The organism is Rhodoferax sp. GT1R46 (genome assembly GCF_056521285.1).
Window position 1 is genome coordinate 163,181 of the sequence record NZ_JBWMBC010000009.1, and the last position, 22,657, is coordinate 185,837.

22 protein-coding genes, 1 tRNA gene and 1 pseudogene are annotated in these 22,657 nt (G+C 60.5%); 10 read left to right on the forward strand and 14 right to left on the reverse strand.

Features of this window, described 5'->3' with window-relative positions; translation table 11 throughout:
• Positions 1–13: 13 nt before the first annotated feature.
• From AC097W_RS18090 to AC097W_RS18100, 3 genes are all read right to left on the reverse strand, one after another.
• Positions 14–631, reverse strand: a complete 618-nt coding sequence (locus tag AC097W_RS18090) for a hypothetical protein (RefSeq protein WP_479604024.1) — start codon at positions 629–631, stop codon at positions 14–16.
• Positions 622–3,378, reverse strand: a complete 2,757-nt coding sequence (gene mgtA, locus AC097W_RS18095; protein ID WP_479604025.1) for a magnesium-translocating P-type ATPase — start codon at positions 3,376–3,378, stop codon at positions 622–624. The genes AC097W_RS18090 and mgtA overlap by 10 nt, the downstream gene beginning before the upstream one ends.
• 122 nt (positions 3,379–3,500) lie before the next feature.
• Positions 3,501–3,585 (reverse strand) — tRNA-Leu (locus AC097W_RS18100).
• Between the two features lie 41 nt (positions 3,586–3,626).
• On the opposite strand from AC097W_RS18100, the gene cysM reads away from it, so the two are divergent.
• Genes cysM through AC097W_RS18115 form a run of 3 tightly spaced genes read left to right on the forward strand, consistent with a single transcriptional unit; the run spans position 3,627 to position 5,303 of the window.
• Positions 3,627–4,529, forward strand: a complete 903-nt coding sequence (cysM, locus tag AC097W_RS18105; protein ID WP_479604026.1) for a cysteine synthase CysM — start codon at positions 3,627–3,629, stop codon at positions 4,527–4,529.
• Positions 4,526–5,056, forward strand: a complete 531-nt coding sequence (locus tag AC097W_RS18110) for an NUDIX hydrolase (RefSeq protein ID WP_479604027.1) — start codon at positions 4,526–4,528, stop codon at positions 5,054–5,056. Before cysM ends, AC097W_RS18110 begins: the two co-directional genes overlap by 4 nt.
• Positions 5,057–5,075: 19 nt before the next feature.
• Positions 5,076–5,303, forward strand: a complete 228-nt coding sequence (locus AC097W_RS18115) for a sulfurtransferase TusA family protein (RefSeq protein WP_479604028.1) — start codon at positions 5,076–5,078, stop codon at positions 5,301–5,303.
• A 74-nt stretch (positions 5,304–5,377) separates the two neighbouring features.
• On the opposite strand, the gene AC097W_RS18120 is transcribed toward AC097W_RS18115, so the two are convergent.
• The gene (locus tag AC097W_RS18120) at positions 5,378–8,308 is read right to left on the reverse strand and encodes a valine--tRNA ligase (RefSeq protein WP_479604029.1); all 2,931 of its coding nucleotides are present in this window, start codon (positions 8,306–8,308) and stop codon (positions 5,378–5,380) included.
• A 196-nt stretch (positions 8,309–8,504) separates the two neighbouring features.
• Between AC097W_RS18120 and AC097W_RS18125 the strand changes: the two genes are divergently transcribed.
• Positions 8,505–8,882, forward strand: a complete 378-nt coding sequence (locus AC097W_RS18125; RefSeq protein WP_479604030.1) for a YkvA family protein — start codon at positions 8,505–8,507, stop codon at positions 8,880–8,882.
• 117 nt (positions 8,883–8,999) lie between these two features.
• Here AC097W_RS18125 and AC097W_RS18130 read toward each other — a convergent pair whose 3' ends face one another.
• From AC097W_RS18130 to AC097W_RS18150, 5 genes are read right to left on the reverse strand one after another with little or no spacing between them, the layout of a single operon-like run.
• The gene (locus AC097W_RS18130; protein ID WP_479604031.1) at positions 9,000–10,193 is read right to left on the reverse strand and encodes an MFS transporter; all 1,194 of its coding nucleotides are present in this window, start codon (positions 10,191–10,193) and stop codon (positions 9,000–9,002) included.
• Positions 10,190–11,986: a Vgb family protein gene (locus tag AC097W_RS18135; protein ID WP_479604032.1), complete on the reverse strand. Its 1,797-nt coding sequence runs from the start codon at positions 11,984–11,986 to the stop codon at positions 10,190–10,192. Before AC097W_RS18135 ends, AC097W_RS18130 begins: the two co-directional genes overlap by 4 nt.
• 29 nt (positions 11,987–12,015) lie before the next feature.
• On the reverse strand, positions 12,016–12,837 hold the full coding sequence (locus tag AC097W_RS18140; RefSeq protein WP_479604033.1) for an SDR family oxidoreductase: 822 nt from the start codon (positions 12,835–12,837) through the stop codon (positions 12,016–12,018).
• Between the two features lie 2 nt (positions 12,838–12,839).
• Positions 12,840–13,811: an SDR family oxidoreductase gene (locus AC097W_RS18145; protein ID WP_479604034.1), complete on the reverse strand. Its 972-nt coding sequence runs from the start codon at positions 13,809–13,811 to the stop codon at positions 12,840–12,842.
• On the reverse strand, positions 13,808–14,734 hold the full coding sequence (locus AC097W_RS18150) for a bile acid:sodium symporter family protein (RefSeq protein ID WP_479604035.1): 927 nt from the start codon (positions 14,732–14,734) through the stop codon (positions 13,808–13,810). The genes AC097W_RS18145 and AC097W_RS18150 overlap by 4 nt, the downstream gene beginning before the upstream one ends.
• Before the next feature lie 114 nt (positions 14,735–14,848).
• Here AC097W_RS18150 and AC097W_RS18155 point away from each other — a divergent pair, with 114 nt between their 5' ends.
• Positions 14,849–15,832, forward strand: coding sequence for an AraC family transcriptional regulator (locus AC097W_RS18155; RefSeq protein ID WP_479604036.1), 984 nt, complete (start codon positions 14,849–14,851; stop codon positions 15,830–15,832).
• Here AC097W_RS18155 and acuI read toward each other — a convergent pair.
• The 3 genes from acuI to AC097W_RS18170 are packed head-to-tail and all read right to left on the reverse strand — an operon-like array spanning position 15,768 to position 18,256.
• Positions 15,768–16,781 carry an acrylyl-CoA reductase (NADPH) gene (gene acuI, locus AC097W_RS18160; protein WP_479604037.1) on the reverse strand — a complete coding sequence of 338 codons (1,014 nt, stop codon included), beginning with the start codon at positions 16,779–16,781 and terminating at the stop codon, positions 15,768–15,770. The two genes, AC097W_RS18155 and acuI, sit on opposite strands and share 65 nt — an antisense overlap.
• A 33-nt stretch (positions 16,782–16,814) precedes the next feature.
• A complete protein-coding gene (locus AC097W_RS18165) occupies positions 16,815–17,264 on the reverse strand; it encodes a CHRD domain-containing protein (RefSeq protein WP_479604038.1) in 450 nt (149 codons plus the stop codon).
• Between the two features lie 26 nt (positions 17,265–17,290).
• Positions 17,291–18,256, reverse strand: coding sequence for an MBL fold metallo-hydrolase (locus tag AC097W_RS18170; protein WP_479604039.1), 966 nt, complete (start codon positions 18,254–18,256; stop codon positions 17,291–17,293).
• Between the two features lie 693 nt (positions 18,257–18,949).
• Here AC097W_RS18170 and AC097W_RS18175 point away from each other — a divergent pair.
• From AC097W_RS18175 to AC097W_RS18195, 5 genes are all read left to right on the forward strand, one after another.
• Positions 18,950–19,477 carry a glycine zipper 2TM domain-containing protein gene (locus tag AC097W_RS18175; RefSeq protein WP_479604040.1) on the forward strand — a complete coding sequence of 176 codons (528 nt, stop codon included), beginning with the start codon at positions 18,950–18,952 and terminating at the stop codon, positions 19,475–19,477.
• Positions 19,478–19,506: 29 nt separating this feature from the next.
• Positions 19,507–19,746 carry a PepSY domain-containing protein gene (locus AC097W_RS18180; protein ID WP_479604041.1) on the forward strand — a complete coding sequence of 80 codons (240 nt, stop codon included), beginning with the start codon at positions 19,507–19,509 and terminating at the stop codon, positions 19,744–19,746.
• A gap of 10 nt (positions 19,747–19,756) precedes the next feature.
• On the forward strand, positions 19,757–20,428 hold the full coding sequence (locus AC097W_RS18185; RefSeq protein WP_479604042.1) for a response regulator transcription factor: 672 nt from the start codon (positions 19,757–19,759) through the stop codon (positions 20,426–20,428).
• A gap of 16 nt (positions 20,429–20,444) precedes the next feature.
• Complete coding sequence (locus AC097W_RS18190) at positions 20,445–21,782, forward strand: ATP-binding protein (protein ID WP_479604043.1); 1,338 nt, start codon at positions 20,445–20,447, stop codon at positions 21,780–21,782.
• Between the two features lie 75 nt (positions 21,783–21,857).
• On the forward strand, positions 21,858–22,265 hold the full coding sequence (locus AC097W_RS18195; RefSeq protein WP_479604044.1) for a hypothetical protein: 408 nt from the start codon (positions 21,858–21,860) through the stop codon (positions 22,263–22,265).
• A 97-nt stretch (positions 22,266–22,362) separates the two neighbouring features.
• Here AC097W_RS18195 and AC097W_RS18200 read toward each other — a convergent pair whose 3' ends face one another.
• Entirely contained in the window at positions 22,363–22,536 is a 174-nt protein-coding gene (locus tag AC097W_RS18200; protein WP_479604048.1) for a hypothetical protein, read from the reverse strand.
• 6 nt (positions 22,537–22,542) lie between these two features.
• Positions 22,543–22,657: pseudogene (locus AC097W_RS18205) on the reverse strand (IS1595 family transposase); the annotation flags it as partial.

Below are 22,657 nucleotides of genomic sequence, written 5' to 3' on the forward strand. Positions count from 1 at the left end.
TGCAGCCTGGCTGCTATCGCCCGTTGGTGATAACCGCCGGCCCCATATCCTGAAATGGTCCCAGTGGGTTGGTATTGACTTCCACCTCGTTGACGACGGGTTGCCCCCCCCACGCCCGGTAGACCACCACATCATCGACCAGCAGGATCAGTGCATTGAAACGCCACCCGGTAGTTTCGGTGCGTCTCTTGAAGTTGATGAAGTCGGCAAAGAAGTTGCCGGTGCGCGCCTTTGAAATACGTGCCACGTTCAATTCCCAGCCGCGGCAGGCGTCGCGGGCGTTCAGACATTTCACGATTCCCGTGTCAAGTTCCTCCTTGCTGAGAACGCTGCCATTCACCACTTTTCTCACAATGTCCGAATGGGTCAGAATGAGCGTATTGGGTTGTTTGGCAGGGTCAATGCCCATGGCCGAAAGTGTGGACAGATTGCTTTTGCCGGGAACCAGCGACTCGATTGCCAGTCGGGCATCATCAAAGTTTTGAAACGTGGGTGACTCCGTTTGCGATTTGGGTAGCAAGGATGTACAGCCGCCCACCAGCAGGCTGCCCGCAAGGACCAGGCACATTTGTTTGTAGCGATTCCGAGTCACGTGATCGGCTCCCAGGTTCATGTTTTCAGCTATTGCCATCCATACCGCCGAATGTAGAAACGTTTCAAAACGGTTGTCAGTAGTGCATAGCTTAGCAAAATGCCAACAAGCCACAGAAAGAATGGCGCTGGCAATGTTTGCAGTTTGAAGTCATCCGCCAGTGGACCCATAGGCAGAAATACACCCACAGCCATTACCAGCAAGGTCATGGTCATCAATGGCCATGCGGCCCGGCTTTGAAGGAAGGGAATCTTGGGCGTCCGGATCATGTGCACGATAAGCGTTTGGGTGAGCAAGCCCACCACGAACCAGCCGGACTGAAACAGCGTGGCCTCCGCTACCGAGTTGGCCTTGAAGACAAACCACATAATCAGAAATGCGGAGATGTCAAAGATGGAACTGATGGGGCCAAAAAACACCATGAATCGCCCAATTTCACCGGGATTCCATTTGAGCGGGGTCTTGAGCAATTCTGCATCCACGTTGTCGAATGGGATGGAAACCTGAGATATGTCGTACAGCAGGTTTTGAACCAGTAGCTGTATGGGCAGCATAGGCAGGAACGGCAAGAACACGCTGGCTACCAGTACTGACAGCACATTTCCGAAGTTCGAACTGGCCGTCATATGGATGTACTTCAGCATGTTGCTGAAAGTTCTGCGGCCCTCCTGCACACCCTCTGCCAGAACCATCAGGCTGCGCTCCAGCAAAATAATGTCTGCGGCTTCCTTGGCAATATCCACCGCGGTGTCGACCGAGATGCCTATGTCCGCTGCCCGCAGGGCCGGCGCGTCATTGATACCGTCTCCCATGAAGCCAACCACGTCCCCATTGCCGCGCAGGGCACGCACGATACGCTCCTTGCTCAGGGGGGACAACTTGGCAAAAATGGTGTTTGCTTCGACCGCCAGACTCAGCGCCTTGTCGTCCATGTGGTCGATTTCCGATCCCATGACAACCCCTGCCACCGCGAGGCCAACCTGGCGGCACACTTCACGCGTGACCAGTTCGTTATCACCGGTCAGTACTTTGACAGTGATGCCGCTGTCCGCAAGGGCTTTGAGTGCCGGAGCAGTAGATTCCTTCGGGGGGTCAAGAAAGGCTATGTAGCCGACCAAGGTTAACTCTGATTCGTCGGCCACCGAATAGACCAATTGGCTTGGTGGCATTTCCTTCACCGCAACGGCCACCACGCGCAACCCTTTTTCGTTCAACCCCCGAGTGACGGTCAGCACGCGTTCCAGCATGGTGGCATCCAGTGGTACGTCCCGATCACCATCGCGCACCAGCGTGCAGGTGGTCATGACTTCCTCTACCGCTCCCTTGCATATTAATTCGTGGTGGTGGTCGCGCTCGGACACCACCACGGACATGCGGCGACGCTGAAAATCGAAGGGCACCTCGTCAATTTTTTGATAGTGCTGCTCAAGCTTAAGCTCCTCCTGCATCTCTACATGTTCCAGGACAGCGTGATCCAGCAGGTTCTTCAATCCGGTTTGGTAGAAGCTGTTGAGGTAGGCAAATTCAAGCACCGGTTCTGACTCCTTGCCAAAAACGTCGGTGTGGCGAGCAAGCGCGATTTTGTCTTGCGTCAGAGTGCCAGTTTTATCGGTGCACAGCACATTCATGGCGCCAAAGTTCTGAATCGCATCCAGCCGCTTGACGATGACTTTCTTTCGGGACAACATCACCGCCCCCTTGGCCAGAGTGGATGTGACGATCATGGGCAGCATCTCGGGCGTCAGCCCTACTGCAATTGACAGCGCAAACAGGAATGCCTCTGGCCAGTTGCCCTTGGTAAATCCGTTAATCAAAAGCACCATGGGAACCATCACCAAAGCAAAGCGGATCAGCAGCCAACTCACGGTGTTGACGCCAGACTGAAACGCGTTGACCTCCTCGCCGCCTTCCTTGACCTGCGTTGCCAAGTGCCCGAAGTAGGTCGCATTGCCCGTAGTCAGCACGAGCGCTTTGGCGGATCCCGACACCACATTGGTACCCATGAAAACCAGATTTTTCATCTCCAGAGGATCGTCGCCGCGGCTTCTCGCATCAGGGAATTTTTCAACCGGCAGCGATTCACCGGTCATCGCCGATTGGCTGATAAACAGATCGTTTGCGCCGATGATCCTGCAGTCGGCGGGAATCATGTCTCCGGCGGACAGCACCACGATGTCACCCGGAACCAGCAGTTTGATGGCTATTTCTGCCTGGTGCGGTGGTTTGACCTGTAAATTGACTGCAAAGTAGCGCTGCGCATCGGGAGCGGCCGCCGCAGATATGTCGCGCCGAATCACTGTTGCGTCATTGCTCACCAGCTCTTTCAGTCTCTGGGCCGCATGGTTGGAGCGACGCTCCTGGATAAAGCGCATGCCCGTTGAAAGAATCACCATGCTTCCAATCACCACCGCCGCCTTGGTGTCCTTGGTGAGCCAGGACACGATGGCCAAAGCCGTCAGTAAAAGGTTAAATGGATTCTTGTAGCTCAGCCACAGGTGGAGCCACCAGGGCATGGGCTTTTCGTGGGCAACCTCGTTGGGCCCCACTTTTTCACGAACCCGTTCCGCCTCAGCGTCACTCAATCCATCTTCACTGGAGTTGAGCCGCGCCAAAACAGCGGCCAAGTCGTCCGATGCATCGCGTGCCAGCTTTTGGGCCAACGGAGCAGATACGGCTCTCGCTGCGTCGTCTTTCGATAAAGACTCAAAGAGGACCTTGCGCGCGAACAAGTGGCCGGCGCGGCGTGACTTGAGAAACCTGCCAAACAGGTGAGTAAAGAAATGCATGGGAGAACCTCTTGATTCACACTATGGCAATAGACGTCATGGTCCGTTGCATGGTAGCGGGAATTCGTGAAGGTTTGACAGCGAAAGTGTCACATGCTAGCTATACCATAGCAGAGAAGCTATGGTGCCCGGGGCCGGAATCGAACCGGCACGCCTTGCGGCGCGGGATTTTGAGTCCCGTGCGTCTACCAATTCCACCACCCGGGCGACGCGAAAACTAAGGCCTAAATTATGGCACATTTAGGGGCATGAAATACCCAACAATTGAAGATGCCATCGGGAAAACACCTTTGGTGGCCCTGCAGCGCATTGGCGCGGCAGACAATGCGGCGCGCCAGACGGTAGTCCTCGGCAAGCTGGAAGGCAACAATCCGGCCGGATCTGTCAAGGATCGTCCGGCTTTGTCCATGATCCAGCGCGCTCAGGAGCGCGGTGACATCAAGCCGGGCGACACCCTGATTGAGGCCACGTCGGGCAATACCGGCATTGCGCTGGCGATGGCTGCTGCCATCAAGGGCTATCGCATGGTGCTGATCATGCCGGAAGACCTTTCCATAGAGCGGGTGCAAACCATGAAAGCCTTTGGTGCCGAGCTCCTCCTTACGCCCAAGAGTGGCGGCATGGAATATGCGCGCGATCTCGCCGAGCAGATGCAGCGCGATGGCAAGGGGACTGTGCTGGACCAATTTGCCAATGCCGACAATCCCCGCATCCACTACGAGACCACCGGGCCCGAGATCTGGGAAGACACCGCCGGAAAAGTGACGCATTTCGTCAGCGCCATGGGCACCACGGGCACCATTACCGGTGTGTCGAAGTTTTTGAAGGAAAAAAATCCGGCGATCCAGATCATTGGTGCGCAGCCTTCCGAGGGTTCGCGCATACCCGGCATTCGTAAGTGGCCGCAGGAATATTTGCCAAAAATATACGATCCCGCCAATGTCGATGAACTGGTTTATGTGAGTCAGTCGGATGCAGAAGAAATGTGCCGCCGCCTTGCCCGTGAAGAAGGTATTTTTGCCGGTATTTCCGCAGCGGGTGCGTGCTGGGTTGCACAGGAAATCGCCCAGCGCGAGCCCAATGCCACGATCGTCTTTATCGTCTGCGACCGGGGCGACCGCTACCTGTCGACAGGAGTATTTCCAGCATGACACCCGGTTTCAGGTTTTGCCCCCAATGCGCCACCGCGCTGGCCTTGATCACGCAGGCAGAAGATGGAGGAGACAAAGAGCGTTTGCGCTGCCCGGCCTGTGGCTACACCCACTGGAACAATCCGACCCCTGTGCTGGCGGCCGTGATTGAGTACGACGGCCAGATTCTGCTGGCGCGCAATTCCGCCTGGCCCGGAAAAATGTACGCACTAATCACTGGCTTCATGGAAGCGGGCGAGACACCGCAAGAGGGTATTGCCCGGGAAATTGCCGAGGAAACCAGCCTCTCCACCACCGCGCTGAATCTGATTGGTGTCTATGACTTTCAGCGCATGAACCAGATCATCATTGCCTACCATGCCGTGTGCCATGGCGAGGTGCGCTTGTCGCCGGAGCTGGTGGACTACCGGCTCTATGCGCCGGAAGACGTTAAATGCTGGCCCGCTGGAACAGGCTACGCCTTGGCGGACTGGTTGAAGTCCAGAGGCCACACGCCCACATTTATCGAGTTTCCCAAACTAAAATAACAGCGACATAGGAATTGCGATGCTCATCGATAAAGAAATTGACACCCGCGGGCTGAACTGCCCGCTGCCCATCCTCAAAGCCAAGAAAGCGCTGGCTGACATGGTGAGCGGTCAAACGCTGAAAGTGGTTTCCACCGACGCGGGGTCCTTGCGTGATTTTCAGGCCTTTGCCAAGCAAACCGGCAACGAGTTGCTGGATCAGCAAACCGAAGGCACCGACTACATCCACGTCATGCGCCGACGCTAAACCCCAAAACAAAACCAGGCCCCGCAGGGCCTGATCGCGTGCAATGGATCCGCGCCGTTGCGTGATGTCTCTGGTTAACCCAGGCGCACCAATTGTTCGCGCATCTTCTCCAGCGTAGCGGCAAAGTCGGCAACCCGTTTGCGCTCTTGCTCCAGCACTACCGCCGGGGCTTTGGCGACAAAGGCCTCGTTGCTCAGCTTGGTATGGGCTCGGGTGATTTGGTCTTCCAAGCGCGCCACTTCCTTGCCCAAACGCAGCTTTTCGGCGGCGAGGTCGATTTCCATGTGCAGGCAGATGCGTGCTTCACCCACCACGGCCACTGGCGCCGCCTGTGCTGCGGCAGCCCACGACGCTTCATCATCAAACAGGCGCACCTCATTGAGCTTGGCCAGCGCCTGCAAAACGGAAGCCGAAGCCTGCAGGAACTCCTTCTCCGCGGGTGTATTGGCCACCACAAACAAAGGCAGCCGTGTGGCGGGTGACACGCTCATTTCGCCGCGCAGGTTGCGGCACGCATCCACCAGTTGCTTGAGTTTGGCCACATGGGCGATGGCTTCTTCGTCAATGCGCTCAGGCTGGCTCACCGGGTACGCGGCGATGCTGATGGATGGCCCTGCGCGACCCGCCACAGGCGCTACCTTTTGCCACAGTTCTTCGGTTATGAAGGGCGTGATCGGGTGGAGCAGGCGCAAAAGGGTTTCCAGCGTGCGAATCAGGGTGCGGCGCGTGGCGCGTTGCTGTGCGGGGTTGCCGGTCTGTATTTGCACTTTGGCGATTTCAAGGTACCAGTCACAAAACTCGTTCCAGGCAAAGTCGTAAATCGTGTTGGCTGCGTTGTCCAGACGGTACTCTTCAAACGCCTTGGCGACGTCGGCCTCGGCCTTCTGCAACAGGGACACAATCCAGCGGTCCGCCGCGCTGAAGCGCAGGTACCCATGTGCCTCGCCACCGGCTTCGCACTGCGCTTTGGTGTGCTCCATGAGTCCGCAGTCCTGGCCTTCGCAGTTCATCAGCACAAAGCGGGTGGCGTTCCACAACTTGTTGCAGAAGTTGCGATAACCCTCGCAGCGCTTACTGTCGAAATTGATGCTGCGGCCCAGCGAGGCCAGTGAGGCAAAGGTAAACCGTAGTGCATCTGCGCCGAAGGCCGGGATTCCTTCGGGGAATTCTTTCTCGGTGTTCTTGCGCACGGCAGGCGCCGTCTCGGGCTTGCGCAATCCTTCGGAGCGCTTGGCCAGCAAGGGTGCGAGTTCAATGCCGTCGATCAAGTCCACCGGATCGAGCACATTGCCTTCCGACTTGCTCATCTTCTTGCCCTGTGCATCGCGCACCAGACCGTGGATGTACACGTGCTTGAATGGCACTTTGCCGGTGAAGTGCGTCGTCATCATGATCATCCGGGCGACCCAGAAGAAGATGATGTCGTAGCCGGTGACCAGCACGGAGGAGGGCAGGTACAGGTCGTAGTCTTCGGTCTTTTCGGGCCAACCCATGGTGCTGAAGGGAACCAACGCGGACGAATACCAGGTGTCCAGCACGTCGTCATCGCGCTTGAGGGTTTTACCCGGTGCCTTGGCCTGTGCCTCGGTTTCGTTGCGCGCCACGATCACGTTGCCGTCTTCGTCGTACCAGGCTGGAATCTGGTGGCCCCACCACAATTGGCGGCTGATACACCAGTCCTGGATGTTGTTCATCCACTGGTTGTAGGTGTTGACCCAGTTCTCGGGCACAAACTTCACATCGCCACTTTGCACGGCATCAATCGCTTTTTGCGCGATGGATTTGCCAGTCTGGTCTTGTGGGCTGACCTTGCTCATGGCGACAAACCACTGGTCGGTGAGCATGGGCTCAATCACCTGGCCGGTGCGGGCGCAACGCGGCACCATGAGCTTGTGTTTTTTCTTCTCAACCAGCAGGTTCAGGGCTTCCAGATCGGCCACCACCTTTTTGCGGGCGACAAAACGGTCCAGACCCTGATACGCCTCAGGCGCCTCGGTGTTGATCTTGGCATCCAGGGTGAGCACGCAAATCATGGGCAGTTTGTGGCGCTGGCCGACCTGGTAGTCATTCTGGTCGTGCGCAGGCGTCACCTTCACCACGCCGGTGCCAAAGGCCTTGTCCACGTAGTCGTCGGCAATCACCGGGATGGTGCGGCCGCACAGGGGTAGCACCACCTGCTTGCCGATGAGGTGGGTGTAGCGTTCGTCTTCGGGGTGCACCATGACGGCCACGTCACCCAGCATGGTCTCGGGGCGCGTGGTGGCAACCACCAGGCTGCTGCCATCGGCCAGGGCCTGGCCATTCGCGTCGGCCAGCGGGTAGCGGATGTGCCACATGAAGCCGTCTTCCTCTTCGCTCTCCACTTCCAGATCGCTCACGGCGCTCTGCAAAACGGGGTCCCAGTTCACCAGGCGTTTGCCGCGGTAGATCAAACCCTGCTCATACAGCTGGACAAAGGTTTCTGTCACCGTTTTGGACAGCTTGGGGTCCATGGTGAAGTATTCGCGGCTCCAGTCCACACTGTCGCCCATGCGGCGCATTTGCGTGGTGATGGTGTTGCCGCTTTTTTCTTTCCACTCCCAGACCTTGCTCACAAAGTTCTTGCGCGCCTCAGCGGGCGTGGGGCCCATGTCGTGACGGCTGATTTTTTGTTCTTGCAGCTGGCGCTCCACCACGATCTGGGTGGCAATACCGGCGTGGTCAGTGCCCGGAATCCAGGCAGTGTTGAACCCGGCCATGCGGTGGTAGCGGGTCAGGCTGTCCATGATGGTCTGGTTGAACGCATGCCCCATGTGCAGCGTGCCTGTCACATTGGGCGGTGGCAATTGGATGGAAAAAGCGGGTTCGCCCGCTTTGGGCGCCTGGGTGCCACGGTAGCCGGCCACACCGTACCCCCGCTTTTCCCACTCGGGGCCCCAGTGGGCTTCCAGCGCGGCGGGCTCGAATGATTTGGAGAGGGATTGCAGGCCGGGCTGTGCGGGAGGTGTGGAGGCGATGTCGGTCATGTTTTGTTGGGTTCTATCAGTGGCCTGATTTTACCGGGGCGCTGGGGCGCGGATTGGGTTGCTACTGAATTTATAGCTGCTTGCGCATATTCTGCGGGGGCTACAGGCACTTTTGACCATGAGAAAATCGGTCGGTTGCTGCAAACTGCGACTTGCAGCGGGCAGATCTCCACCGCGGTGGATTACATTGGCATGCATGTCCCTTATCTCCTCGATCAAAGACTGGGCACGCCGCATCAAGCGTGACGTGGTTGCTGTTTTTTTTGCTGCCCGCCATCCCGACACACCGTGGATGGTGCGCGTGCTCGCGGCGCTGGTTGCCGCCTATGCGCTGAGCCCCATTGACCTCATTCCGGATTTCATTCCCGTTCTGGGGTACCTGGATGACCTGCTGCTGGTTCCAGCGGGTTTGGCCGTCGTACTGTGGCTGTTGCCGCCCCACGTGCTGGCGGAATCGCGTGAAAAAGCCCAAACCCTGCTGGAGCGCCCGCGCAGCGGTGCTGCCGCCATCGTCATCGTGGCTATTTGGGTGCTGTGCGCAGGAGCCGCGGGCTACTGGTGGTGGTCAAAATAAGTTTGAATTCTTGGCTTTTTTTGCCCACAACATTACGGATATTGAGGAGGAGCTTCCTGCCAGGCAATCCAGTTGGACTCTGGTGGACCCGTTTGACGGCTTGGGCAGCCTACCTGTTCAACGACCTGAATAGCCGCGCAGCCGCGCCATGCGCCAGGTGGCCAGCGCCACGATGGCTGCCAGCGTCAGGCCCGAGAGTTGAATCGCCGCCACCACGCCCACGGCGTTGACCAGCGCCCCTGCAGCCACACCCGACAGCGCAGGTACCACCTGCGAAGTGATGGAATACATGCTCATGATGCGCCCGCGCAGGGCCAGCGGGGCTTGGGCCTGTATGCCCGACACGACCAGACTGATGACCATGCCGCCCGCAATGCCTACGCAGGCCAGGCCCGCAGCGGAGAAGGGCACTTCGGCTGTCAGGCTCAAAGACGCAAACACTAGGCTGCCGGCCACAATGCCGCCCAGCATCACCCCGCCATGGTGCACGCGCCGCGCCAGCGCCAGGGCTGATACACCACCCACGATGAGCGAAAGGGCGAGCAGCCCCAGATAGGCCCCGCGCTGCAATTCACTCAAATGCAGAATCTCGCGCGCCAGCTTGGGCAGCAGGATTTGCAGCGGTCCGGTCATGGCGTAGCCCATCACGGCGGTCAGCATCAGCTGCATCAGCAGGGGGTCCGCGCCCACGGTGCGAAAACCCTCGCGGATGTCGGCCAGCACCGAGTTGCCGCTGGGGGTGCTATTGGCTTGCGAGCGCAGATTGGCAATCAGCAGCGACGCCGCCACGAAACCACTGGCCGCCAGGGCAATGACGGCACCCCAGCCCGATCGGCTGCGCACGATGCCAATCAACAGCGGTGCCAGGCCAAAGCCCACCAGCACCTGCAGATTGAAGATGATGGTGGCGGGTCGCAGCTCTTCAGGTCGGGCCATTTGCGCCAGTGTGGTGAGCCGCGCCGGACCTACAAACGACCAGGCCAGTCCGCCCAGAAACGCACCGCCCAGCACCCAGGCCACACGGGCCTCAGCACGGGCGCCCGCCTGTGCCCACCACAGGCAGGCCAGGCCCGCCAGAAACAGCGCCTGCGCACCGTGGATCACGCGGTGCGGTGGCACGCGGTCGCACAACACGCCGCCAAACCAGCCAAACACCAGCGAACTGCCAAATGCCAAGCCAAAGCCAATGCCCGACAGCAGGTCCGAGCCCACCGCCTCCTGCAGGTACAGGATGACGGTGTAGTTGAACATGTGGCCCGCGGTAAATGCCAGCAGGCACGACAGAAAAAACGGCCCCATTCGGCCCATCATGGGGCGGCCCCGGTGGGGTTGAGCTGAATCAGCGTGGGCTGCGCATCTTCAATGTGCCACGACGGAAAGCTGGCGCTCGTCAGCAGCACGCGGCCATCTTCTGTGAACTCTACATCGCGGGTGAAGGTGGCGCGGCGCGGCAGGGGGTAAGTGGTCCATTGGTTGCTGGCAATATCGAGCCGGTGCACGCTGTCGGAGTTGGTACCCGTCACCCACACCTGGTGGCGCTTGCGGTCCACGTTGAGCGCGTAGGGCGTGTCGCTGCCTACCGGTTGCACGGGCAAGTCAAAGCGTGTAAATTGCGACGCGACCGGGTCGTAACGCAGAACGGCTGATTCGCTGTACATGGCGATCCACAACTTGCCGTCGCGGTCCGAGCGCAGGCGACGTGGATTCTTGAGTGGCGTGGGGATCATGGTGACCACGCCGCTGTCCGGGTTGATGGACGCAATTTCATTGGTGTGCAGGCGGGCAATCCACACCATGCCGTCGGGCGTGACGTCAATGCCGTAGGGCAGCGGCACGCCGGTGGAGTTCTCGTCGATCTTGACCCAGTTCGTCACCGGAATGCCCCAGCCAATCAGCTTGAAGAAGAAGGGTGTGAGCTTGACGGTGAGCTTTTCCATGAAGCTGCGAAACGGCAAGTCGTAGGTGGTGAATTTCTGTGTGGCGCGGTCAAACATGGCCACCTGGTTGGACAGCGCCAACGTGAACCACACCCGGTTTTTATTATCCATACGTACCGTATGCGGGTAAAAGCCGGTGTTGATTTCGTGGTTGGTGAATTGCTTGGTTTTGGGATCAAACTCGATCAGACGGCGCTGGTACGAGGGCGTGATGAAGATGTGGCCGTCCTTGGGCGCCTCCACCAGGGAATGGATGCCCTGGTAGGTCTCGTGCTTGGGAAAATCGCGCAGGCGCCCGGCCAGCAGACCACCCAGCTGGTCGCCCGGTTGGGGCGGCACGCGGTACACGGTGTAGGCGCCGGTCGCTGTGTTGATCTCGTACAGGCGGTCCTGCAGGTTATCACCTACGTACACCAACCCGTTGCTGTGCTGCAGAAAATCATGCATTTGCGAGAACCGATCACCAATAGGCAGCTCGGTGATGCTGGCGGTGGACAAGGCCGCTGGCCATGGTGTGGCTGCAGGCACTTTCTCGGGATGGGCGTTGATGTCTTTCCAGTGCGCCTCCAGCAAGGCGGGAAGTTCTTTCTGTGCCTCGGTGGACAGGCGCGCGCCATAGCGCACCATGCGCTGGATGGTGGCTGACCATTCTTCGGCGCTGCGTTCGCGTCGCAGGAAGGCAGAACCCTGCTGGTGGCAAAAACCGCACTGCGCCAAAAACTCTTTGCGCAAATCGTCACGACCCCTGAGCAGGGTGGAGGTCCAGGCGTTGGACGGGCGTTGTTCGGCCAGTGCCTTGGGGTCGGTCTCGGCCTCCATGCGCCATGCGGCGGGTTGGAGCAGTGCTTTGGGTTCTATCAGGTGGTCCTTGAAGCCGGGCTTGCGCAGCCGCACGCGGTACTCGCCCGCTGCGTCAGGCAAACGCACATGCCCTCGGGCATCGGAAAAGCGTGTGCTCTCAAATGTTCCTTGCTGCAGCTTGCCGGGTGCCGCGTAGCCGTTGTCCGACGCATCGACTGCAGGGGCTTGTGTGGCGATACGGGTCACCATCACCAACGGCAAAGGCTTGCCGTCGGGGCCGTTGACCTGAAAGTCGGCAGCCTGCGCGGTGAGCGCCACACTGGCCAGGCTCATCAGCAGGGCCAGTATTCCCAATGGTTTCTTCATGGTGTTGTCTCCAATTACTTTGGTGTGTTTTATTCGGGAAAAATCTCTGCGCGCAAGCGTCGTTTCATGATGGCGGCATAGCGCGCGGGCCACAGTCTGGACAACCACCACGCGGCCTTCGACGTGGTACTGAACAGCAGCAAGCGGCGGTCGGCTCGTGCCGCCACCAGAATGGCCTCTGCCACGGCGCTTGGCGGGGTGGATGCGCCGGTGGTCTTGCGGGCTTGCGCAGCGGGCTTGCCATCGGCGCCCAGCGCCGCACGGTCAATGCCGGTGTCTATGAACGAGGGGCACACCATCAGCACGCCCACGCCATCGTCTTCCACCTCGGTGCGCAGGCTGTCAAAAAAACCGTGCAAGGCGTGCTTGCTGGCCGCATAACCGGTGCGGCCAATCAGTGGCGAAAAGCCCGCCACGCTCGATATCGTGATGATCAGTCCGTGGCCCGCACGCAGGCTGCCAATGGCCGCGTGCGTGCAGTGAACGGCGCCAAAAAAGTTGACCTCCATCACCCGGCGCAGCACGTCCACGCGGGTGTCCGCAAACGCACTGCGATGGGCGATGCCTGCGTTGTTGACCAGCACATCAATGCCACCAAAGTGGGCGATCGCCTGGGCTATGGCAGCTTCGCAGGATTCGTTGCGGGTGACATCGCAGACCACGGTCATCAGGGATTGGGTCGCCCCGTCCAGTCGCTGTGGCTCGGCGCGTTGCAGTGCTTGCAGTGCCTGGGCGTCTCGGTCCAGCGCCACTACATGGGCACCCGCCTGGCGGAAGGTGTGCACCAGTGCAGCACCCAGACCACCCGCGGCACCGGTGATCACAACGCAGCGTCCCTCAAACGTGCGCATGCTCAGGTGCTCTCGCCGTGCTGCTGCGCACGGGCCTGGCGATAGATGTCAAACACCTCGGCCGAGGTGTAGGTGGGCGTGTAGCCAAACACCGTCTTGAGCCGGGTGTTGAGCAGCACGGGGCGGTAGCGCAAAAAGTCGAGCTGCTCGGGACCATATTGCGTCAGGCCCAGGGGTTTGATTACGGATAGCGCGGTGCGCAGCAGCCAGGCTGGCAACTGCACGCATTGTTTCCCCAGCCGCTGGGCGATCTCGTGGATGGTCAATGCCCCATCCCCCGCCACGTTGTAAATGCCGGGCGGTCCGTCCGAAACGGCGCGCAGGATGATGTTCACCACATCCTGATCCCAGATGAACACAAAGGGACTGTCAGCGCCGCGAATCGCCAGCAGGCGGGGCTTCTCGAACAGGTCGGTTATCTGGTTGCGCACCGTGGGCCCGAGGATGGTGCCGATGCGCAGCACCACCTGTTGCAGCTCCGGATGCTTGTGGCGGTAGGCCAGCAGCATTTCTTCCACCAGCCGTTTGTGGTGCGCGTAAGGAAACACCTCGTTGCCGCGCACGATCATGTCTTCGGTCAGCCACGCTGCGTTATCGGCGTGGTAGCCATAGGCGGCGCCGCTGGAGGACACCACAATGCGCTTCACGCCATGGCGCACACAGGCCTCCAGCACGTTGCGCGTGCCGTTCACATCCACGTCGTATTCAAACGCCCGATTGCTGTTTTTTCCGGGGGTCACGATGGATGCCAGGTGCACCACTGTGTCGATGCGGTGCGTGGCGATGATGTCAGCCATTTCGGGCGCACGGATGTCGGCCACGGCGTATTCCACCCCGGGCAGACGCGCTCTGGGTTCCCGGATGTCGTGCGACACGATGACTTCAGGGCGTTTGCCTGCCGACAAGGCGGCCAGACGGGCCACCAACTGGCTGCCCAGGTAGCCGCCGCCGCCGGTGATGAGTACCCGGCTCATGCCTTGATCCCTGCGGGCAGGGTGGCCTGTGGCGGGTGGTTCTTCCAATAAGTAGCGAGCGTCATGCCCGCCACGATGTGCCAGATGCCCCACCACGCGGTCACGATGGCCATGCCACCCAAGCCATCAAAGAAGTTGAAGATCAGAATCAGACCCAGACCCGAGTTCTGGATGCCCATCTCGAACGTGATTGCACGACGGTCCCGCTCGGGCAGGCCAATCAGCGTAGACAGGCCATAGCCCGTAGCCAGCGCCATCAGATTGTGAACAAACACCACGCCCACCACCAGCTGGATGTAGGTCATGAAGTTCTGGAAATTGGCAGCCAGTGCGCCCCCGATAAACCCCAGCAAAATAATCAGCGACAGCACCTTCATGGGCTTTTGAATGCGGTGTGCAAACGCCGGGTACTGGCGCGCCACCCACATGCCCAGCACCAGGGGCACGCCCAGCAGCATCACAATCACTTCCAGCATTTCCCACGGGCTCATGGCCACCTGCTTCATCAGCCCGGCGGTGATGGGGTGCAGATTGCCCCAGAAAGCAAAGTTCAGCGGCGTCATGAACAGTGCCACCACCGTGGAAAGCGCGCTCACACTCACCGACAGCGCGGTGTTGCCTTTGGACAGGTGCACCATGAAATTGGAGATATGCCCGGCCGGGCAGGCGGAGACCAGAATCATGCCTAGCGCAATGCTGGGTTCGGGCCTGAGAATCCAGATCAGCCCATAGGTCATGGCCGGGAACAGGATGTGGTGGCCAAACAGGCCCAGCGCCAGGGCTTTGGGGGTGCGCAGCGCCACCTTGAAATCTTCGACGCGCAGCTCCAGTGCCACGCCAAACATTACCAGGCCCAGCACGGCATTGAGCAAGGTGAGGGTTTGCGGGTTAAAGCTCAGGTGTACCTGGTCTATCGGTGCCATATGTGTCTCCTCGTTTTTTCATGCACTTTAGGGCAAACTCTGCGGTTCGTCCCCTTCCATTTGGGACCGTGGGACCATCCATTCAGGACAGACCCGCCACCGCCATTGAGCCCCATGCACGACAACTTCAGCGTTACCGCCCGATTTACACAGGCCATTCTCGAAGCCGCCAAGCGCCATGGCGCGAGCGTGCCCGATGCATGGCTGCCCGCCCTGACCCAAGGCAGCCGCGTGGGAATGGCGCAGCAGGACGCCCTGTGGTCGCTGTTTGCCGATGCCACCATGGCTGATCCGTTGGCCGCGGTGCGCCTGGGTGCAGACCTGCAGGCGGGCAACCTGGATATCGTGGGCATGCTGCTGCTGAGTTGCGACACCCTGGGCGATGCGCTGGATGTGCTGACCGAATACGCCCCCATCATTGGCGACAACGCCCGCTTCGAGACCGAGGCCAGCGCGGGCACCATGCTGCTGCGCTATGTGCCCGACTACATGGTGTGCCGTGACCAGCGTGTGGAAGCCGCGCTGAGCTGCGTGGTGGGCCTGGCGCGCTGGATGACCAAAGATACCTTTCGCCCGCGGGAGGTGTGGTTCGCCCATAGCCCCCATGCCGATCTGGCGGCCCTGGAGGCATTGCTGGGCTGCCCCGTGAAGCCGGGGCAGGGTGCGAACGCGGTGGTGATGGATTCCAGGGAGCTGGACCGCCAGCTGATCCAGGCGGGCCAGCAGCTCCACGCCCATTTGCGGGCCCTGGCCGATGACATGCTGGCCTCGCTGGCGCAGGGCAGTGTGTCGGCACAGGTGCAGCAGCTGATTCGCGAGCACCCGCGCTGGGGCAAGGAGCGCATTGGTGACGAGCTGGGCATCAGCGGCCGCCACCTCAACCGCAAGCTGGCAGCCGAGGCGATTTCATTCAAGGGTTTGCGGGAGTCGTTGCTTTATGACCTGGCCGCACAGGCGCTGCGCGGCGGGCAGCCGGTGGCGGTGGTGACCGAGAAGCTCGGGTTCTCGGACGAGAACGCCTTTACACGGGCCTTCAGGCGCTGGAGCGGCCAGACACCTGCGCAGTTTGCGCGATGTGGACTACCACGCGACCTCTGACCTTGCCTTCCAGAAGCTTTCTGGCGGTATCAATTGCGTCATCCAGTTCAATTTGCGTGGTGAGTGCATCCAGTTTGGAAACATCGAGATCCGTCGCCAGTCGGCTCCAGGCCAGGTTCCGCAATGCCTGGGGTGCCATCACACTGTCAATGCCATACAGCGTTACCGCCCGGAGAATGAACGGTGCCACGGAGGCAGGAAAATCCATTCCCCCGGCCAGCCCGCAGGCAGCCACTGCACCGCCGTATTTTGTGGCTGCACACGCATTGGCCAAGGTGTGACTGCCTACGCTGTCGACAACGCCTGCCCAGCGCTCTTTGGCAAGAGGCTTGCCCGGAGCAGACAATTCATTGCGGTCAATGACAGAAGTGGCCCCTAAGGACATGAGATACGGCGACTCGGCCAAACGGCCGGTAGAAGCGGTGACCGTGTAACCCAGCTTGGAGAGCAGGGACACCGCCACGCTTCCTACGCCCCCGCTTGCCCCCGTTACCAAGATTTCGCCATCCCCTGGCTTGACGCCGTGCTTTTCCAGCGCCATCACGCACAGCATGGCGGTATAGCCTGCGGTACCAATGGACATGGCCTGGCGGGTGGAAAACTTCGACGGCAATGCCGTCAGCCACTCACCCTTGACCCGAGCCACTTCGGCAAGGCCGCCGCAATGCGACTCGCCAACACCCCAACCGTTGAGCAACACTTTGTCGCCCACTTTCCAATGGGGGTTGCTACTGGCTGAAACAGTGCCTGCAAAATCAATACCCGGCACCAGTGGAAAGCGCCTTACAACCGGTGACTTGCCGGTGATGGCAAGGCCGTCTTTGTAGTTCAAGGTAGACCATTCCACATGGACCGTAACGTCACCTTCACCCAGCACAGACTCATCCATACTCTGTACCGATGCGGCATAGCCGGCGTCACCCTTGGTGATCAAAATACCTTTGAACATTACGGTCCTTTGTGTCGTGGTCGAACCTTGAGTTTACGGTGCGACCGTTACTTGCCCACGCACTTCGCCACCCGCGTTGGCTGCAGTGTGGAGATTGACGTACCACTTGCCTGCCAGCAGGTCCGCGGCCTGTGCATCGGTCAGCGTGGCGGAGCCTTTGATGGGGCTATCCACACTGCCGGTGAACCCCAGTGCCACTCCCGCGTTTTGTCCTGCCATGGCAGGGCCATGGAAATGGCCTGCTTTGACCGGCCCCGTCAAACCGGAGTAGCTGACGGTCCAGTTCAGCATTTTGGTCTGCTTGTCAAAACTGCCTTCCAGTGCACCCACACCCGCACTGGCGTTGGCCGGTACTTCGTTGGACGCGGCCAGTTTGCCAGTCATTGCAACGGTTTCGGCCCTAGCAGGCATTGACGCGATGGCGCCCAAACCCAGGGTGGCGAACAAGACGCCGGTGGATGCGATTTTGCGAAATTGAAACATGGTTGAGTCCTTAGGGTGGTTTGAAGTTACTTGAGGGAGGAATAGTTCAATGGAACCCAGGTGTATCCCTTGCCACCCGGGGCAGCACGCAGGTGTCCCAGTCCGGGAAATGCAACGTGGGTCAGGCCCACGATGTAGCCTTCCTTGGCTGCTTCCACAAACGCTTTCTTGCGGTTTTTCTCGGCCAGAGTGCTGTTGGTATCGAATTGAATCGTGACGCTGGGGTTTTCGAATTGGACGGCAGCCACGTGCATCAGGTCCCCCCAGAGCATGAGTTTTTCACCTTTGCTCTCCACCGCGTACACGGTGTGCCCAGGGGTGTGACCAAACGCCGCTACCGCGCGCACGCCCGGCACCAGTTCGGTGTTGCTGTCAAAGGTGCTCAGCTTGCCCGCCGCCACATAGGGGTTGACGGATGCCATTGCGCCCTGGAAGAAGCTCTTGGCTCCTTCTGGAGCGGCGTTCATGTTCGCCTCGCTCAGCCAATAGTCGGTGTCTGCCTTGTTGATGCGCAGCACAGCGTTGGGGAACGCCAAGGCGCTTTTTTCCATCAGTCCACCCACGTGGTCCGCATGCATGTGGGTGATGTAGATTTCATCCACCTGTTCGGGCTTGTAGCCCGCGGCCTGAAGGTTCGACAGCATGTTGCCCAACGTGGGACCGAAGAGCCCGGCTGCGCCGGTGTCAATCAAAACCAGCTTGGTGCCGGTGTTGACCAGATACGTGTTGACCGAGGTCTCGACCATCTCTTTGAGGAAGCCCTTTTTCAAGGCGGCGGCCACAGCCTGGGGCTTGGTGTTGGTCAACAGCTTGAGCATGGGCAGCTTCACGGTGCCGTCGGAGATGGCTGTCACTTCAAAGTCGCCCAGCATCATTCGGTAATAACCAGGCGCCTGTGTTTTGACCATGGGGGCCTCGGCGAAGGCGGTACCGGTGAAAACGGACCCGGTGAGGACCAGAGCGGTCAGCAGCGCATTAAGCGGACGCATCATGATGAAATCTTTCTTTTTGAGTGACGTGGAAAATGGAGTGGCCGGTGACTTGCAGAGGGCACCCCCAAGCACCTCCCCACTGTAAAAGGATTGCATAACCGTGTGTACTGAATGGTTATAAATAATACCAACGGGTATTGCTTCTTCGATAGCCTCTTATGCAAGGGCTGACCCTGTCGCCAAAACACGGAACTGCGCGCCCACACGGCGGGGCGTCCGTCCAGCAGCAACATCATTTTGCGGACATGGTCACTGAGCTAATGCAAATCAGAGTGCTCCTGCTGCCACAAATGGCTGCTGCCTTGCGCCAGAACCACCACCGCTACGTGGCTGCAAACACGCAGTCTGGCAGCAAGGGAGTCGTCGGCCTGGAGCCAAGCGGCAAGTCAGCGTTGGCCCTCCGCTCCCTGGGTTTGCTGGGACCAATGATGGGGACAAGCAATGTACCCGTTTCGACTTCAACCCGCAGCTGCACCAATCCATACGCTTTGCGATACCTGACAACTTCACGCCACCATCGCCCAGGTCAATGGAAAGAAGTAACTGACAGGGCGCACCTACCTTGAAGCCTCCCTCAGCATCCAACGTGGTCGTCGCCCGCCGATGTGAGTCACCCGTTTTCTCGCATCCATTCAGCCACCGTTCACCCATCCCCCCGCAAGATGCACCCATACCAACCCAAAGAGGCACTCCATGAAACGTCTTGCCATTGCTCTTGCTTGCACTATTGGCGCTTTTGCTGCGCAGGCCGACACTTTTTTTGACAACGCCCGCGTGCGCAGCGCCGAGCCGCAGTACGAAAACGTCACCGTGCCGCGCGAAGAGTGCCGCGCCGAGTGGGTGACCGAGCCCCAGCGCTTCAACAACAGTGGCCCCAACTACGGTGGCGTGGTGCTGGGTGCGCTGGCCGGTGGCGTGGTGGGCAACCAGGTAGCCCGGGGCCATGGGGGTCGCGAGGCCGCCACAGCCCTGGGCGCGCTGGTGGGTGCCTTGGCGGGCGACCGCATTGCCGGTCGCGACAACCGCTACGAACAAGCGCAGGACGCCCCGCGCCAGGTCACCCGCTGCCAAGCGGTGAACGATGTGCAGGCACGCCTGACCGGCTACAGCGTGGCTTACGACTACCGTGGCCAGACTTACACCACCCTGATGCGCGAAAACCCCGGCCCGTACCTGCTGGTGCGTGTGTCGGTGGACCCTGTTGGCCCTGTCTTTCGGTAATCCGCTTTCCCGGTAGTACGATGATGCCTATGACTTCCCGCCTTACCCATTTTCTGCTCGTAGCCCTCATGCTGGCCTGCGCGCCCGCGTGGGCTGACGTGGGCCGGGAAGAAGCGGCCGCCGCGGCCCGGCAGACGGTTAATGGGCGGGTGCTGTCAGTGGACAAAGCCCAGCTGGGCAACCGGGTAGCGTGGCGCGTCAAGCTGGTCACTGCGGGTGGCGAAGTGCAGGTGGTGATGATTGACGCCGCCACGGGTCGGCCGCTTTAATCCAAACTAAATGCGCCTGCTGCTGATTGAAGACGATGCGCCGCTGCGGCTCTCGCTCGCACTGCGACTGGAGGCCGATGGCTACCGGGTGGACCAGGCCACCGACGGCGAAGACGGACTGTTCCAGGCGCGTGAGTACCCGGTGGACTTGGTCATTGTCGACTTGGGCTTACCCAAGCTGAATGGCCTCACAGTGGTGCAGCGCTTGCGTGCCGATGGCAGGGTCCTGCCCATCCTCATCCTCACCGCGCGCGGCAGCTGGCAAGACAAGGTCGTGGGGCTGGAGTCTGGCGCCGACGACTACCTGGTCAAACCGTTTGAATACCCCGAGCTGGCCGCGCGCGTCAAGGCGCTGCTGCGCCGCGCCATGAAGGCCGCCTCCGATGTGCTGACGGTGGGGCCGCTCAGCCTGGACATTGCCGCGCAGGCTGCCCACCTGAACGGCGCGGCCATGGAGCTGACGGCGTTTGAATACCGTGTGCTCGAATTTTTGGTGCGCGAGCGCGCTCGCGTGGTCAGCAAACAGGAGCTGGCCGACTACCTCTACCCCCACGACCAGGACCGCGACAGCAATGTGCTGGAGGTGCTGGTTGGCCGCCTGCGCCGCAAGCTGGACGCCGATGGCACACTGTCGCCGATAGAAACCCTGCGCGGGCGCGGCTACCGCTTTACCCTCAAATGACGCGGGTTGCCTCCCCATGAGGTTCGACGCGTCGTCCATACGCGCGCGGCTGATGGTGGGCGCCGCCGTGGTGTTGCTGGCCTTCATGGCCGTGGCGGGCGTGGCCCTGCAAAGGGCCCATGCCGACGGAGTGCGCGCTGCGCATTACGCCCGCCTGCAAAGCACGGTGTACCTGCTGCTGGCCGGGGCCGAGTTGGACGCCGCCGGCGCGCTGGTCATGCCAACCGAGTTTGCCGAGCCGCGCCTGTCGCTGCCTGGCTCGGGCCTGTACGCCAGCATCGTCAACGTGGCGCGGGGTGAAGCCTGGCATTCGGCATCCACCCTGGGGTTGGCCCCGCCGTTCGATGGCAACGTGCCGGTAGGCGAGTGGCGTTACGACACGGTGCAAGCACCTGCGGGCACATTCTTGGTCACCAGCTACGGCGTGCGCTGGGCGGGGCAGGGCAAGACCGAAGTGCGGCTGGTGCTGTCGGTGGTGGAGAGCAGTGCCGCGTTCGATCGCGAAACGGAGGCATTTCAGCGCACGCTATGGGCCTGGTTGGGCGGGGCGGGCCTTTTGTTGTTGCTGTCGCAGACCCTGCTATTGCGCTGGAGTCTGGCGCCGCTGCAGCGGGTATCGCAAGAACTTGCCCGCATTGAAAGCGGGGAACAGGCCGAGGTACAGGGCCGCTACCCCACCGAGATTGCGTCCCTCACCGGTAACCTCAACACCCTCATCAAACAAGAGCGTGTCCGCCAGACCCGCTACAAAGAAGCGTTGAGCTATCTGGCACACAGCCTGAAAACGCCGCTGGCCGTGCTGCGCTCCGCCCTGGGCCAGCCCGATCAACTGGCCGACACCGTGGCGCAGCAGGTCAGCCGCATGGACCACATCGTGCAGCACCAGCTGGGCCGCGCCGGAGCCCGCGGTGCCACGCGCTTTGCGCCCTGGCTGACGTTGGCGCCCGTGGTGGGGCGCATACGCGATTCGCTGGCCAAGGTGTATGCCGACAAAGAGTTGACCTTCACCATGGACTGCCCGCCCGACTTGACTTGGCGCATGGACGAAGGTGACGCCTTTGAGATGCTGGGCAACCTGCTCGATAACGCTGCCAAGTGGGCCACAGGGCGCGTGAGCGTGCGGCTGTGGCGCGAGGGTGGCGCACTGCATATCAGCGTGCAAGACGACGGCCCCGGCTTTGCCGACACGCAGGCCGTGCTGCAACTGCATGTGCGTATGGACGAAAAGGTGCCCGGCCACGGTGTGGGCCTGGCCGTGGTGAACGACCTGGTGGCCAGCCACGAAGGCACGCTGGCGCTGAGTGCCTCGGCCTGGGGTGGAGCACAGGTGGACATTACGCTGCCCGGGGCCTGAGTTTGTGGCTTTGGTTCAGTTTGCGTTCATGCAACGGGGCGCACCATGGAACCCTGTCAACCCAAGGAGCAATCCATGAACCGCTTCGCTTCTCTCAAGTCTCTTGCCGCAGTAGTTTTGGTGCTGGGCACTTTGGCCACCACCACCACGGCCCATGCACAAAGCGACGTGCAGTTCTCCATCACGCTGGGCACCCCTGGTTTCTATGTACAACCGGCCCCGGTGTACGCGTACCCCCGGCCCGTCTACGTGCAGCCCGCACCGGTCTATGCGTATCCCAGTCCTGTGTATGTGCAGCCCGCCCCGGTGTACGCGTACCCCCAGCCTGTGTACGAGCAGCCTGCCCCCATGTACGGTTGGGGCCACCAACGCCACTACAATCACGGCCGTCACGAGAACGCCCAAGGCGCTTGGGGCGACTACGACCGCGACGGCACACCCAACCGCTTTGACCGCTTTCCAGGGAATCCGAATCGGAGGTGACTGGAGTGGGTGGACCGAGGAGACAGGCCAGGGCCAACTCCACCAGTACCTTTGACCTCGCCGCCCACCAGCAGGCGCCGAACACACAATGGGGTTTTCAGGTTCGGATCTTCTTGACGAGACGAACATGGGTGACCGTCTCAGACCCCACTGTTTCCAGGCAGTCGTAGTCCCGTGCAATGTTGTCCGTTCCTTCAAACAGGCGCTCACCAGAGCCTAACAATTTGTTGGTCATGACGAGATGCAGTTCGTCGACCAATCCCGCCCTCAGATATGGCTATGTCACAGTTAAATGTGGAAATTTCCCAAGAGCCATGGCCAGGACGGCTTCCCGAGAGTTGGCGTGGTGGTTGTCCAGGGAACGAAACCAGCCCAGGTAATTGTCTAGGTAG

Bases quoted from the DNA above. Each gene is read 5' to 3' on its own strand.
- AC097W_RS18130 (WP_479604031.1), bottom strand. From the start codon at position 10,193: ATGATGGGCCGAATGGGGCCGTTTTTTCTGTCGTGCCTGCTGGCATTT.
- acuI (WP_479604037.1), bottom strand. From the start codon at position 16,781: ATGTTCAAAGGTATTTTGATCACCAAGGGTGACGCCGGCTATGCCGCA.
- AC097W_RS18170 (WP_479604039.1), bottom strand. From the start codon at position 18,256: ATGATGCGTCCGCTTAATGCGCTGCTGACCGCTCTGGTCCTCACCGGG.
- AC097W_RS18165 (WP_479604038.1), bottom strand. From the start codon at position 17,264: ATGTTTCAATTTCGCAAAATCGCATCCACCGGCGTCTTGTTCGCCACC.
- AC097W_RS18175 (WP_479604040.1), top strand. From the start codon at position 18,950: ATGAAACGTCTTGCCATTGCTCTTGCTTGCACTATTGGCGCTTTTGCT.
- cysM (WP_479604026.1), top strand. From the start codon at position 3,627: ATGAAATACCCAACAATTGAAGATGCCATCGGGAAAACACCTTTGGTG.
- AC097W_RS18150 (WP_479604035.1), bottom strand. From the start codon at position 14,734: ATGGCACCGATAGACCAGGTACACCTGAGCTTTAACCCGCAAACCCTC.
- AC097W_RS18090 (WP_479604024.1), bottom strand. From the start codon at position 631: ATGGCAATAGCTGAAAACATGAACCTGGGAGCCGATCACGTGACTCGG.
- mgtA (WP_479604025.1), bottom strand. From the start codon at position 3,378: ATGCATTTCTTTACTCACCTGTTTGGCAGGTTTCTCAAGTCACGCCGC.
- AC097W_RS18110 (WP_479604027.1), top strand. From the start codon at position 4,526: ATGACACCCGGTTTCAGGTTTTGCCCCCAATGCGCCACCGCGCTGGCC.
- AC097W_RS18125 (WP_479604030.1), top strand. From the start codon at position 8,505: ATGTCCCTTATCTCCTCGATCAAAGACTGGGCACGCCGCATCAAGCGT.
- AC097W_RS18185 (WP_479604042.1), top strand. From the start codon at position 19,757: ATGCGCCTGCTGCTGATTGAAGACGATGCGCCGCTGCGGCTCTCGCTC.
- AC097W_RS18180 (WP_479604041.1), top strand. From the start codon at position 19,507: ATGACTTCCCGCCTTACCCATTTTCTGCTCGTAGCCCTCATGCTGGCC.
- AC097W_RS18120 (WP_479604029.1), bottom strand. From the start codon at position 8,308: ATGACCGACATCGCCTCCACACCTCCCGCACAGCCCGGCCTGCAATCC.
- AC097W_RS18145 (WP_479604034.1), bottom strand. From the start codon at position 13,811: ATGAGCCGGGTACTCATCACCGGCGGCGGCGGCTACCTGGGCAGCCAG.
- AC097W_RS18190 (WP_479604043.1), top strand. From the start codon at position 20,445: ATGAGGTTCGACGCGTCGTCCATACGCGCGCGGCTGATGGTGGGCGCC.
- AC097W_RS18195 (WP_479604044.1), top strand. From the start codon at position 21,858: ATGAACCGCTTCGCTTCTCTCAAGTCTCTTGCCGCAGTAGTTTTGGTG.
- AC097W_RS18155 (WP_479604036.1), top strand. From the start codon at position 14,849: ATGCACGACAACTTCAGCGTTACCGCCCGATTTACACAGGCCATTCTC.
- AC097W_RS18140 (WP_479604033.1), bottom strand. From the start codon at position 12,837: ATGCGCACGTTTGAGGGACGCTGCGTTGTGATCACCGGTGCCGCGGGT.
- AC097W_RS18115 (WP_479604028.1), top strand. From the start codon at position 5,076: ATGCTCATCGATAAAGAAATTGACACCCGCGGGCTGAACTGCCCGCTG.
- AC097W_RS18135 (WP_479604032.1), bottom strand. From the start codon at position 11,986: ATGAAGAAACCATTGGGAATACTGGCCCTGCTGATGAGCCTGGCCAGT.